Source organism: Gammaproteobacteria bacterium (assembly GCA_016200485.1).
Lineage (GTDB): Bacteria > Pseudomonadota > Gammaproteobacteria > Tenderiales > Tenderiaceae > JACQEP01.
In genome coordinates, this window is the sequence record JACQEP010000020.1 from 40,710 (window position 1) to 54,262 (window position 13,553).

9 protein-coding genes are annotated in these 13,553 nt (G+C 56.2%); 7 read left to right on the forward strand and 2 right to left on the reverse strand.

What is annotated here, in order from left to right; translation table 11 throughout:
• Window positions 1-75: 75 nt before the first annotated feature.
• On the reverse strand, window positions 76-2,043 hold the full coding sequence (acs, locus tag HY272_12705; GenBank protein MBI3773545.1) for an acetate--CoA ligase: 1,968 nt from the start codon (window positions 2,041-2,043) through the stop codon (window positions 76-78).
• A 272-nt stretch (window positions 2,044-2,315) separates the two neighbouring features.
• Between acs and HY272_12710 the strand changes: the two genes are divergently transcribed.
• Window positions 2,316-2,591, forward strand: coding sequence for a DUF3579 domain-containing protein (locus HY272_12710; GenBank protein ID MBI3773546.1), 276 nt, complete (start codon window positions 2,316-2,318; stop codon window positions 2,589-2,591).
• Window positions 2,592-2,863: 272 nt separating this feature from the next.
• Here the strand turns inward: HY272_12710 and dksA are convergent, their stop codons facing one another.
• Window positions 2,864-3,598, reverse strand: coding sequence for an RNA polymerase-binding protein DksA (gene dksA / locus HY272_12715; protein MBI3773547.1), 735 nt, complete (start codon window positions 3,596-3,598; stop codon window positions 2,864-2,866).
• A 197-nt stretch (window positions 3,599-3,795) separates the two neighbouring features.
• On the opposite strand from dksA, the gene HY272_12720 reads away from it, so the two are divergent.
• From HY272_12720 to HY272_12745, 6 genes are all read left to right on the forward strand, one after another.
• Window positions 3,796-4,557: an HAD family hydrolase gene (locus HY272_12720; GenBank protein ID MBI3773548.1), complete on the forward strand. Its 762-nt coding sequence runs from the start codon at window positions 3,796-3,798 to the stop codon at window positions 4,555-4,557.
• Window positions 4,558-4,562: 5 nt separating this feature from the next.
• Window positions 4,563-5,732, forward strand: coding sequence for a pyridoxal phosphate-dependent aminotransferase (locus tag HY272_12725; protein MBI3773549.1), 1,170 nt, complete (start codon window positions 4,563-4,565; stop codon window positions 5,730-5,732).
• A gap of 530 nt (window positions 5,733-6,262) precedes the next feature.
• Window positions 6,263-7,261: an HlyD family efflux transporter periplasmic adaptor subunit gene (locus tag HY272_12730; protein ID MBI3773550.1), complete on the forward strand. Its 999-nt coding sequence runs from the start codon at window positions 6,263-6,265 to the stop codon at window positions 7,259-7,261.
• Window positions 7,262-7,293: 32 nt separating this feature from the next.
• Entirely contained in the window at window positions 7,294-10,029 is a 2,736-nt protein-coding gene (rbbA, locus tag HY272_12735; GenBank protein MBI3773551.1) for a ribosome-associated ATPase/putative transporter RbbA, read from the forward strand.
• The gene (locus HY272_12740) at window positions 10,026-11,156 is read left to right on the forward strand and encodes an ABC transporter permease (protein ID MBI3773552.1); all 1,131 of its coding nucleotides are present in this window, start codon (window positions 10,026-10,028) and stop codon (window positions 11,154-11,156) included. The genes rbbA and HY272_12740 overlap by 4 nt, the downstream gene beginning before the upstream one ends.
• A 28-nt stretch (window positions 11,157-11,184) precedes the next feature.
• Window positions 11,185-13,533, forward strand: a complete 2,349-nt coding sequence (locus HY272_12745) for a TolC family protein (GenBank protein ID MBI3773553.1) — start codon at window positions 11,185-11,187, stop codon at window positions 13,531-13,533.
• Window positions 13,534-13,553 lie beyond the last annotated feature (20 nt).

Genomic DNA, 13,553 nt, shown 5'->3' on the forward strand with positions numbered 1-13,553 from the left:
TTTAAGGTCGCATAGATGGGTATTACCTGAAACCTACGCCATCCGAAATCTTTGTGTCTCTGTAGCGAATCCTTTTTATTGTTTCCCCTGTAGCTGCAACAAAATCGCTTCGTTTTCCAGTGTCGAAGTATCTTGCGTGATTTCCTGTCCTTGCGCGATAGTACGTAGCAGGCGGCGCATGATTTTGCCGGAGCGGGTTTTGGGCAGGTTGTCAGCATAACGGATGTCATCAGGTTTGGCGATAGGACCAATTTGTTCGGCGACCCAATTGCGTAATTCATTGGTCAGCGTCGCATCGATGCCGCCAGCAGGGCGTTGTCCACGCAGCACGACATAGGCGAAGATGGCTTCGCCCTTAATCGGATCGGGGCGGCCGACGACAGCGGCTTCTGCAACGCGCGGATGGGCGACGAGTGCGGATTCGACTTCCATGGTGCCGAGACGATGGCCGGAGACATTCAGCACGTCATCGATGCGGCCCATGATCCAGAAATAGCCGTCTTTGTCGCGACGGGCGCTGTCGCCGGCGAGATAATATTTGCCGCCGAATTTATCCCAGTAGGTTTTGACATAGCGTTCTTCATCGCCCCAGATGGTGCGTAGCATCGATGGCCAGGGTTTTGTGATGACGAGATAACCGCCTTTGTCCGGTGTGGTGATGCTGTTGCCTTGTTCATCGACGACATCAGTTGCGATACCCGGCAAGGGTAAGGTGCACGAGCCTGGTTTGGTCGCCACAGCCCCTGGGATCGGTGCGATCATGATGGCGCCGGTTTCGGTTTGCCACCAGGTATCGACAATCGGGCAACGTTCTTTGCCGATGATGGTGTGATACCACATCCAGGCCTCGGGGTTGATCGGTTCGCCTACTGTGCCCAGTAAGCGCAGTTTGGATAAATCATATTGTGCGGGGATGTCGTCGCCACACTTCATTAATGCGCGAATGGCGGTCGGCGCGGTATAGAAAATCGTGACGCCGTGGTCCTGGCAGAGTTTCCAGAAACGCCCGGTATTGGGTACAGTAGGCGCACCTTCATAAATCATCATGGTGGTACCTGCGGCGAGCGGCCCATAAGCGACGTAGCTGTGGCCGGTGATCCAGCCGACATCGGCGGTGCACCAAAAGATGTCATTATCGCGGATGTCGAATACCCATTTGAGGCTGGTCACAGCGCCGAGCAAATAACCGGCGCTGGAATGCTGTATGCCTTTGGGTTTGCCGGTGGAGCCGGAGGTGTAGAGCAGAAATAAGGGGTGTTCGGCTTCGACCCACACCGGATCGCAATTGGCGGATTGATTGGCAACGGCATCATGCCACCAGATGTCACGGTTGGCCTTGAGCGGGACTTCGTTGCCGCTACGGCGCAGGACGATGACTTTTTCGATGGTTTTGCAGCCGTGTTCCAACGCAGTGTCAGCGGCGTGTTTGAGTTCAATGATTTTGCCGCCACGATGGCCACCATCGGCGGTGATTAGCAGGCGAGCGCCGGCATCTTCGATACGGTCTTTGAGTGATGTGGCGGAAAAACCGCCGAAGACCACTGAATGAATGGCGCCGATGCGGGCGCAGGCCTGCATCGCGACCACGGCCTCAGGCACCATCGGCATATAAATGACGACGCGATCGCCTTTCTTGATGCCTTGGGCGTTGAGTGCATTGGCGAAGCGGCAGACGTCGGCATGTAATTCCCGATAGCTCAGGGTGCGGGTGTCGCCCTGTTCCCCTTCAAAAATGATGGCGGTTTTGTCGCCTCGGGTGGCGAGGTGACGATCCAGGCAGTTATGGGAAACGTTCAGTTTGCCATCGGCGAACCACTGATAATGTGGCGCCCGGCTGTCATCGAGCGTTTTGGTGAAGGGGGTGTGCCAGTTCAATTCTTCCCGGGCCTGTTTGGCCCAGAAGCCAGTATTATCCTGCTCGGCCTCCTGTTGTATGGCCTTAAGCTGTTCCCGGGAGTGAATCCGGGCGCGGCGGGCAAAGTCTGATCCGGGCTCGAATGTGCGATTTTCATGCAAAATGGATTCGATGCTATCGGTAGACATGACTTCCTTCCTCCAGGTAATTCGTTAATCAAAAAGGAGAAATATAGTATCAGGCCTGCTGCCTAAGTGCATGGGGGGTAGCCGGGTAGTGGGCGGTTCGTTGTATAATGCCGCCAAGTCGTTATCCCTGCGGGGTAATGGACAAACGAGTACTTTCGCCCCGGAGTGGGGCGGCGCACTCCCTGGCAAGGAATCCCGGTAGAGAGCATGCAGTTCGGGGGTGGTCCGTGTGATCGGACTTTACCCCAGGGCGTATTTTGGAGAGAGTTGAGTTGGGTAGCGGTCGCATATTGATCATACAGAGTGTGTCGGAAGATGGTCGTCAGTTCCGGCCCAGCGACTGGATTGAGCGTATCTCGGGGACGTTGGGGTCGTTTGGGTCGGATAACCGCCTGCATTATTCCAACCAGGTCCAGCCCCGGATGATCAATGGCGAGAAATGCCTGGTGGTTGATCCGCTGTTGCAGGAGCAGAATCCTCAGGCCTTTGAATACATCATGGCCTTTGTTCGCGCTAACAAGTTAAAAGTGCGCGAAGAGCAGGAATAACGAGAAAATACGCGGTTTCATGAACAAAAAAAGGGAGCCTGAGGCTCCTTTTTTTGTTATAGCAGCTTGTTGAAAAAAGCGATTAGTCCCTTCTTCCTGAGGGAAAAGGCTACGAGTGCATGGATGCACGAGATAGGGCAACGCATGGAGCAGTTGCCGAGGATGAGGGGGGATAATGTAGTGGCGATTAATGAATCGCCCGTACGAACCCCTCACCCCAACCCTCTCCCTGGGGGGAGAGGGAGTTTTTCAACAAGCTGATAGGATTTTATTTAGCCGCCCATCTGCTTTTCGCGGATCTCGTCCAGCTCCTTGCAATCGATGCAGAGCGTGGCCGTAGGGCGGGCCTCAAGACGGCGGATACCGATCTCGATGCCACAGCTTTCACAGAAGCCGTATTCACCATCGTCGACCATCTTGATCGATTCCTCGATCTTCTTAATGAGTTTGCGTTCACGATCGCGGGTACGCAGTTCCATGGTGAAGTCGGATTCCTGACTGGCGCGATCGTTGGGGTCGGGGAAGTTGGCAGCCTCGTCCTGCATGTAATGCATAGTGCGGTCCACTTCCTCCATCAGGGCGTGTTTCCAGGCAGTCAGCAGGTGACGAAAGTGTTCCGCCTGCTGCGTGTTCATGTAGTCCTCGCCCTTCTTCGCCTGATAGGGCTGAAAGTTGCCAAATCCCTGGAGCAGGCTCTCGGCACGGGCGCGGGCCTTGGCCGCAGCCATTGACGCTGGTTTGGTGGGTGTTGCAGCTACCTTCTTGATGACAGGGGCAGCGGCGGCAGGCGCCGGGGTGGTAACTGCTTTTTTCTCGGCGGCTTTTGGAGCCGTTGCGGTCGTTTTCTTTTCTGGAGCTTTCTTCACAGGGGCCTTCTTCGTAGCAGTAGTGGTGGCCGGTTTCTTAGCAACAGGCTTCTTAGCCGCCGCAGCCGGAGCCTTTTTCTTAGGCGCAGCCTTGGGTGCAGGTTTCTTAGCATTCGTTGCGGTCTTTTTCGTCGGCGACATGCCCATCTCCTAGTCCGAACCGGGGGAATAAAGGGTTGACTATATACTAAAAATGGCGGCTGCTGGCAACTCTAAGCGAATTTTATTCTGAAATGGATGATCTCAAGAAAATGTCTATTTATCAATCAGATAGTTAGGAAAAATAGTCCGGGGATGATAAACTTCTAATTTTCAGGCAGGTCAAACAAAGGGTGTTTATGGCCAATTTGCAGGCACTGATTTTCGATGTCGATGGAACTTTGGCGGATACGGAACGTGATGGTCACCGGGTAGCCTTTAACAAAGCGTTTGTGAACACGGGACTGGATTGGGATTGGTCGGTCGAGCTGTACGGCAAATTGCTGGCCGTCACCGGTGGCAAAGAGCGCATTCGCTATTATCTGCAAAACTTCAACACCACATTTAAATTACCGGCGAATGGCGATGCATTCATCACTGAATTACATCTCGCCAAAAATAAAATCTTTGCCGACATGCTTAAGAACGGTGCGATTCCGTTGCGGCCGGGTGTTGCACGCTTGTTGCGTGAGGCTCATCAAGCAGGTGTGCGTTTGGCAATTGCAACCACCACCAGTCCGGAAAATGTCGATGCCTTGTTGCGTTATGCCATGGCGCCGGAAGTGACGGAGTGGTTTGAAGTGATTGGCGCGGGTGATATCGTTCCGGCGAAAAAACCGGCACCGGATATTTATGTGCATGTACTCAAAGAATTGAATCTGCCTGCATCGGCATGTATGGCGTTGGAAGATTCGCGTAACGGTGTGCGTTCATCGGTGGGTGCACAGCTGAAAACGGTGATTACCGTGAACGGTTATACCGAGCATGAAGATTTTGCCTCGGCAGCGCTGGTGGTCGATAGCTTCGGCGAGCCGCAACAACCGATGCGTGTGTTGCAAGGTAATGCCCACGGCCATCAGTATGTCGATTTAGCCTTGCTCAAAAAACTGCACGGCAGCTGATCACAATGACTTCCGATTCGCTGCACCTGGCTAAGCGTACCCATGACATCGAACCGTTTCATGTCATGGAATTGCTGGCCAAGGCGCGGCAATTGGAGGCGCAGGGTCGCGATATCGTGCACATGGAAATCGGCGAGCCGGATTTTCCCACCGCCGAACCCATCGTGCGTGCCGGTATAGAGGCGTTGCAGGCTGGTCACACTCATTACACGCCCGCCGTCGGCTTACTCGCCTTGCGGCAAGCGATCAGTGATTTTTACCGTCAACGCTATGCAGTGCAGGTAGAACCCGAGCGGATATTAATTACGCCCGGCTCGTCAGGTGCCTTGCATTTGTTGATGTCGGCATTGATTGATCCCGGAGATCAAGTGCTACTGACCGATCCGGGTTACCCGTGTAACCGGCATTTTGTGCGCCTGGTGGAAGGCGAGGCCGTGTCAGTGCCCGTAACCGCGGCAAGCGGTTATCAAATGACACTGGCGCAGTTGCAGCAATACTGGAATCCAAACGTTAAAGCAGTATTGCTGGCATCGCCTGCCAATCCCACCGGCACCTTGATCCCGCGTGCTGAGTTGCAAGCGATCACCGATTTTGTGCAGTCAAAGGGTGCGCACCTGCTGGTGGATGAGATCTATCATGGTCTGGTTTATGGTGAAGAAACCGTCACTGCGCTTTCACTCAGCGATGAAACCTTTGTCATCAATAGTTTTTCCAAATATTTCGGGATGACCGGTTGGCGTCTTGGTTGGCTGGTGGCGCCGAGGCAGTATGTACCTGCGCTGGATAAGATTGCGCAGAATATTTTTCTTGCGGCGCCAACGCCAGCGCAATATGCGGCTCTTGCAGCTTTCCGACCGGAAACACTGGCAATACTCGAACAACGGCGCCGAGAATTTGAACAACGGCGTGATTATCTGATGCCGGAATTGAAGCAGCTTGGATTTGACATTAAAGTGATCCCGCAAGGCGCGTTTTATTTATATGCCGATTGCAGCCGCTTGACGAATAATAGTTATGACTTTTGTTTAAAGTTGCTGAACGAAGCCGGAGTAGCCATTACGCCGGGTATTGATTTCGGCCATCATGCACCGCAGCAGCATGTGCGCTTTGCCTATACCACTTCAAAGGAACGATTGAAAGAAGGTGTGAAACGGCTGCGGGCGTTTTTGGGTTAAACAAAGAGCTTGAACCGCCAAGGACGCCAAGAGCGCAAAAGAAACGAACGAAAGTTAATAAGCAGGGAGTAATCTGAGTTGTAAAAATCTGGATTCAATCTGACATAAATATCAAATGATATCTTTATCATCATACAACACTCAAATCTAATATATATTTTCTGATCGCTCCAGCACTCGCTTGCTTAATGAGCAATAGACAGAAATTAAAGAACCGCAACGTTGCAGCTGAAATGGCAATTGTAGCTCGCCATGGTTTTTCGCTGGCGTCAGCACGCATGCCGCGAATCAGCTTAACGATTTTGAGATGGGTTCTAACCATATTTTAATATTTCGTTATGGTATATCGGATTTCGCTCTTCTATCATTGATCATAGTAGCTCCTCTTAACAGACTATAAAGTCAAATTCCTGCCATTCAAGCGTTCATCACTGATGGAGGTGAGATATAGGAGGCAACTTTGTCGCTACGAATGATTGTTTAGGGTAATAACTCTTATCCCGGGCAATCAAGTCAATCAGGGAGGCACTATGGTGAATAGTCGTTCAACGAGATCGAAAATCATCCTGATTGTTGTAGTCAGTGTCTCCGTCTTGGTGATCGTGTACCTGGTGACGCTGATGCGCCAGCCGGAGCTCCCTGAAGGCTTCGCGATGGGGAACGGGCGTACCGAAGCCACCGAGGTTGACATCACCACCAAGTTCGGTGGGCGGCTTGTACGGCTTTTGGGCAAAGAAGGCGATAAGGTTGAAGTCGATCAGGAACTGGCCAGGTTCGATACCCAAGAGCTGGCCGCCCAGCTGCGCCGGACGCAGGCCGAGGTTCGCCGCACTGAACAGGAACGGCATTTCGCTACCGCAGTGATCGCCCAGCGCAACAGTGAACTTTCTCTCGTCGAGAAAGATTTTGCGCGTTCGAAAGGACTCTACGAAAACAACAGCATCTCCCTGGAGCAACTACAGCGGGATGAAACTGCGGTGGAGACCGCCAAGGCGGCCCTGGCGGCGGCGCGCGCCCAGTTTTCCAACACCGAGGCCGCCATCGAGGCCGCCATCGCCAACTCTGAGCTGATCAAAACCCAGCTGGACGACAGCATGCTCAGGGCGCCCATCAACGGCCAGGTGCTATACCGGTTGGCCGAGCCCGGCGAAGTCCTGCCCGCCGGGGGCAAGGTGCTCACCGTATTTGATCCCACGGATATTTATATGACCCTCTTTCTGCCTACTCAAGAGGCGGCAAAGGTAGCGGTTGGCGCCGATGCACGCGTTGTACTCGAAGGTATAGAGAAGATCGTTATCCCCGCCAGGGTCTCCTTTGTTGCGCCCAAGGCCCAGTTCACACCCAAAGAGGTCGAGACCCGCACCGAGCGCGAGAAGCTGATGTTTCGTGTCAAAGTCCAGCTAGACGCTGGGTTTCTGGAGACACACGCCGCCTTGGCCAAGACCGGCATCCCGGGCGTGGCTTACATTCGTCTGGATGCAAACACAGCATGGCCGGCATCGTTGCAGACGGTGGAACGTCCACAATGAACATTTTGCTGAAGCCATGGAGGGTATGAGTTGTGAACCCGGTTGCGAGGCTCAGCGATCTTACCCATCGTTACAAGAAAATTGTCGCGCTGGACGGTATCAATCTCGAGCTGCCCGCCGGTCACATGGTCGGCCTGATTGGCCCCGATGGCGTGGGTAAATCCAGCCTGCTGGCGCTGATGGCTGGGGTGCGCAAGATCCAGGCGGGCACTGTGCAGGTGCTCGGTCGCGACATGCGCCGCACGCGTTCCCGTCGCGCCATTTGCCCGCGTATCGCCTACATGCCTCAAGGCCTGGGGCACAACCTCTACATGGCCCTGTCGGTATTCGAGAACATCGATTTCTTTGGCCGGTTGTTTGGCCAGCCTCGTGAGGAGCGGCTCAGGCGCATCAAGGAGCTGCTCGAAAGTACCGGATTGGCCCCCTTTGCCGAGCGTGCGGCGGGAAAACTCTCCGGTGGCATGAAACAGAAACTGGGCTTGTGCTGTGCACTGATCCACGATCCGCAACTGCTGATTCTGGACGAACCCACCACTGGCGTCGATCCCTTGTCGCGACGGCAGTTCTGGGAGCTTATCGAGCGGATACGCAGTCGGCGTCAAGGCATGAGTGTGATCGTGGCAACGGCCTATATGGACGAGGCTGAGCGCTTCGACTGGTTGGTGGCAATGGACGCCGGCCGAGTGCTGGCCAGCGGCAGCCCGGCGGAGTTGAAGGCACGCACCGGCACCGCCAACCTGGATGCGGCCTTCATCCAACTGCTACCCGAGCACAAACGCCGCGAGCACAAGGCGCTGATCATACCGCCACGCCAGGTTAAGCAGGGGGCACCGGTGATCGAGGCCAGTGCGCTGACGCGTCGTTTTGGCGACTTCATTGCCGTTGACCAGGTCAGCTTCACCATCGAAGGCGGTGAGATCTTCGGTTTTTTGGGTTCCAACGGCTGCGGCAAGACCACGACCATGAAGATGCTCACCGGTTTGCTGCCCAGTTCAGGCGGCGAAGCGCGGCTGTTCGGACGACCCGCAGATGCCGGGGACATCGATCTGAGAAAACGGGTCGGTTACATGTCCCAGTCTTTTTCGCTCTACAGTGAGCTGACGGTACGCCAGAATCTGCTGTTGCATGCACGCATCTTCCAGTTGCCCAGGGAACACATCGAGGCGCGGGTGAAAGAAATGACCGGGCGCTTCGGTCTTGGCGACGTGACCGATGAACTGGCGGACAAGCTGCCCTTGGGCGTGCGCCAAAGGCTCTCTCTGGCCGTGGCGGTGATCCATGGTCCGGAAATTCTGATCCTGGACGAGCCTACGTCCGGAGTGGATCCCGTGGCCCGCGATCAATTCTGGGCGTTGCTGATACAGTTGTCGCGCGATGACGGCGTCACCATCTTCATCTCCACTCACTTCATGAACGAGGCCGAACGCTGCGACCGCATCTCCCTGATGCACGCCGGACGGGTGCTGGCTCAGGACTCTCCCGCGGCGTTGATGCGCGCACGCGCTGCCAAAAACCTGGAAGAGACCTTTATTGCCTACCTGACAGAGGCCGCCGGAAACGAGCCTGCGGCGACCCAGCCTGGTACGGCGCTTGATCGCAATAATCAGGCCGCAGCGCCGCACACCAGATCAAAACGCCTACCCATCGATCCCGCCCGTGCCTGGGCCTATGCCCGCCGCGAGAGTCTGGAAATCGTGCGCGACCCGATCCGCATCGCCTTCGCTCTGCTTGGCCCTGTCATATTGATGATCGCCTTCGGCTACGGCATCACCTTTGATCTGGAAGATATCAGCTACGCGGTGCTCGACCACGACCAAACCCCGGAGAGCCGCAGTTATCTGGAAAATTTTTCCGGTTCGCGCTATTTCGATCAGCATCCGCCACTGCACCATTACGCTGAGATGGAAACCCTGCTGCGCAAAGGCCGGGTTACCTTTGCCATTGAAATCCCGCCGGGATTCGGCAAGGACCTGAAGCGTGGCCGGCGGCCGGAAGTGGGCATCTGGCTCGATGGTACGATCCCGTTTCGCGCCGAAACCGCGCGCGGTTACATCCTCGGTGTGCACCAGTTTTATCTGGAGCAGCGAATGCGCGGCGAGCCCGACTATAGGCAGCTCCCCATGCCGCTCACCATCGAAACCCGCTTTCGTTACAACCAGGACTTCAAGAGCATCTATGCCATCGTGCCCGGCACCATCATGATGCTGCTGATTTGGATCCCTGCCATGATGTCCGCCGCGGGGGTGGTGCGGGAAAAAGAGATGGGTTCCATCACCAACTTCTACGCCACTCCGGTGAGGGGGCTGGAATTTCTGCTGGGTAAGCAGTTTCCTTATGTGGTGATCGCCTTGCTCAACTTCGCCACCCTGGTGCTGTTGGCGGTGTTCCTGTTTCAGGTGCCGGTGAAAGGCAGTGTAGCGACGCTGCTGTCGGGTGGAGCGCTCTATGTCATCGCCACCACCGGCCTGGGTCTGTTGATCTCCTCGTTCATGAAGAGCCAGATCGCGGCGCTCTTCGGCACGGCCATTATCACCACCATGCCCGCTGTTAATTTCTCGGGCTTCTTTGCCCCGGTGGCTTCCCTGACGCCCGGCGCCCAGATATTCGCTCAGATATTCCCCAGCAGTTATTTTCAGCAGATCAGCCTGGGTACCTTTACCAAAGCGCTGGGTTTCGAGGCACTGATGTTCAATTTCTGGATGTTGGCGCTGTTGATTATGATCTATTTGATACTGGCATTGAGCCTGTTGAAGACACAGGAGCGATGACCGTGAGACGACCCCTCGCCAATATTTTTCAACTGGGCATCAAGGAGCTGTACAGCCTGCGTTTTGACCCGGTGATGCTGTTACTGATCGTGTATATGTTTACCTTCGCCGTGTTCGAGGAGGCCCAGAACGCCAACGTCGGTGTGGTCAATGCTGCAGTGGGCATGGTCGATGAAGATCGCTCCCAACTCTCCCGGCGCATCGGCGATGCCTTGTTGCCACCCCATTATCAGCCACCCGAGGCGTTGGCGATCGACGAGATCGATGCCGCCATGGAAGCGGCCCGTTACGCGTTTGTCATCGATATTCCGCCGGGGTTTCAGGCGGACATCCTGGCCGGTCGGCCAACAGTGGTGCAGCTCAATGTCGACGCCACCGCCATGGGCCTGGCGGGAACCGGCGCCGGTTATATCCAGCGCATTATCGCCCAGGAACTGCACGCGTTTCAGCAAGGGGATAGCGCAACACCCGCTGTGAATATCGTCACCCGCGCCCGCTTCAACCCCAATCTGGACGCGACCTGGTTTCAAAGCGCCATGTCGATCACCAACAACATCACCCTGATGGCCATGTTGCTCACCGGCGCTGCGCTGATCCGCGAGCGAGAGCACGGCACTATCGAACATTTGCTGGTGATGCCGCTACGTCCGGTGGAAATCATGCTTGCCAAGGTCTGGGCCAACGGCCTGGTGGTGATCATCGCCGCCAGCCTCTCGCTGTTTATCGTCGTGCAAGGCGCCCTTGCGGTGCCTGTCAGCGGCTCGATCCCGCTCTATTTGACCGGGGCGGTGATCTACCTGTTCTCGGTGACCTCGCTGGGCATTTACCTGGCGACGCTGGCCCGCTCCATGCCCCAGTTCGGGCTGCTCACCATGATCGTGTATGTGATCATGTTGTTATTGTCCGGAGGCAGTACGCCGTTGGAGAGTATGCCAGTGCAGTTGCAGACCATCATGCAGTTGGTGCCGTCCACCCATTTTGTCCGGCAGGCGCAGGCCATTCTGTTCCGTGATGCCGGGTTGGCGATAGTGTGGCCGCAGTTTGCCGCCACCGCTGCCATCGGCGCGGTGTTTTTCCTGGCGGCGCTGCTGCGCTTCCGCAAGACCGTTACGTTGATACAGGGCTGAAGCCATGAATTCAACAAGGGGCAGGGTAATGAGGCGATATAAGCTGCTCGTCATGCTGGCCATACTGCTTTTATTGCTAGTGCCCACGGCCCAGGCGGCGAAGATCGTAACCATCGGCATTGTCGCCGATGGCCCAATTGAGCACAGCAGCTGGTCACCCGAGTTGTTTAAAAAAGAACTGCTGGTCATGACCCAGCCCGACTTCGACGTGCGTTTTCCCGCGGCAAAACAGCTCGATGGTGCCTGGTCGGCCGATCGCATCGCCGCGGCGTTGAAGCAATTGCAGAAGGATCCCGAGGTGGACATGGTGCTGACGTTGGGCTATGTCTCCAGCGCCGTCGCCGCCTTGAGCGGGCCGTTGCGGAAGCCGACCTTCGCGCCGTTTGTGATGGATGCAAACCTGCAGGGCCTGCCCAGAAAAAACAACGCAAGCGGCGTGCACAACCTGAACTACCTGAGTGGCGAGGCCGATTATATCCGCGACCTGCAAGTCTTTAAAAGCGTGGCCGATTTCAAAAAAGTCGCTGTGTTGATTGACGAAGCTAACTTCGCTGCTCAGCCCGGGCTGATACGCCGCGCACGGGAGGTGACGGCGGCTAGGGGTGTGGAGTTGCTATTTATCCAGCAACGCACCCGCAACGAGGATCTGGCGGCGCAGCTGCCACCGGATGTCGATGCCGTGGTGGTCACCGACCTGGCCCGTCTCAACCCGGCGGCCATGGACAGTCTTATCGCCGCCTTGATTGAAAAAAAGCTGCCCAGTTACAGTCTGCACGACTCCCGGCTGGTGGAGCAGGGTCTGCTGATGGCGGAGGCCCCGGCAACCGATTGGTCGCGGCTGGCGCGCCGCAATGCCTTGAACATGAATGCCGTGATACGCGGTGAGCCGGCCGAGCGGCAGCCGGTCAGTTTTAAAAGCAAGCGGCGTCTGACCATCAATATGGCCACGGCGCGGGCCATCGGCATCTCCCCGCGCTTCGACATTCTGCACGAGGCCTTGTTGTTGCACGAGGAGCCTGAACCGCAAGGACGTCCGCTCTCCCTGGCGGCGATGGCCCTGGAGGCGGTCGCCGCCAATCTCGATCTGCGGTCAGCAGCCCTGGGACTTGAAGCGGGGCAGACGACGGTGGACGAGGCCCACGCCAATCTGTTGCCACAGATCAATGCCTCCATTGTTCATACCCAGCTTAATGACGACAGCACGGCGGTGATCAGCGGCGCGGCCGCCAAGCAGTCCTCCACCGCAGCAGTCACGCTGAACCAGTTGCTTTATTCCGATCAAGTACGCACCAACGTGACGATTCAACGCTATCTGCAACAAAACCGCCAAGCCTTGAAGCGCCAGTTGGAGCTGGACATCATCCTTGAGGCCACCACGGCCTATCTCAATCTGCTGAAGGCCCAAACTTTCGTCCATATCCGCCGGGATGAAATGAATCTCAGCCGCACCCACCTGGAAATGGCGCGCGACCGGCAACAAATAGGCGTCGCCAATCCTGCCGAGGCCTACCGCTGGGAAAGCGAACTGGCCACCTCCCGGCAAAGACTGCTCGATGCCCAGGCGCAACTTCAGCAAGCCCGCGATGCCGTCAACCGCCTGTTGCACCGGCCGCTCAAGGAGGCTTTTATTGCCGAATCTGCCACACTGGATGATCCGCGCCTCATCGTCAGCCGCAAGGGGTTATTCGAATATGTGATCAATGACCGCTCCTTTGAACGTATGGGTGATTTTCTGGTAAAGGAGGGCATGGCTGCTTCGCCTGAGTTAACAGGCTTGGAGGCGCTGCTGGCCGCGACCAAACAGGAACTCGAAAGCCGCCGGCGCGCCTATTGGTCGCCGACGATAACCTTGCAAGGTAAAATTACCAATGTCATGGATGAGACCCGCGTGGCCGGTCTGTCTGCCGAGAACGATACCGATTGGTCTGTAGGCCTTAATATTTCGTTGCCACTGTACGAGGGCGGCGCCCGGCGCGCGCGGGTCTCTGGCAGTCGACTGGTGTTTGATCAACAATTGTCACAACGGGATGCCGTTCAGGAGCGCATCGAACAGCGCATCAGAGCGACGCTACACCGCATTCGGGCCTCTCACCCTTCCATTCAACTCTCCAAGGATGCTGCATCCGCGGCGAACAAAAATCTGGATCTGGTAACTGACGCGTATACCCGTGGTGCTGTCTCCATCCTTGACCTGCTGGACGCCCAGAACGCCGCACTGGTGGCCGAAGAGTCCGCCACCAACGCCGTCTTCGACTTTCTCATCGACCTGATGAACCTGCAGCGCAGCGTGGGCGGATTCGATTTCTTTCTTGATGCGCCGGGGTTGGACAGCTGGCTGGAACGTTTACAGCGCTATATTACGAGCGCGGAACGATAAAACTCACGGATGGCTAGGAG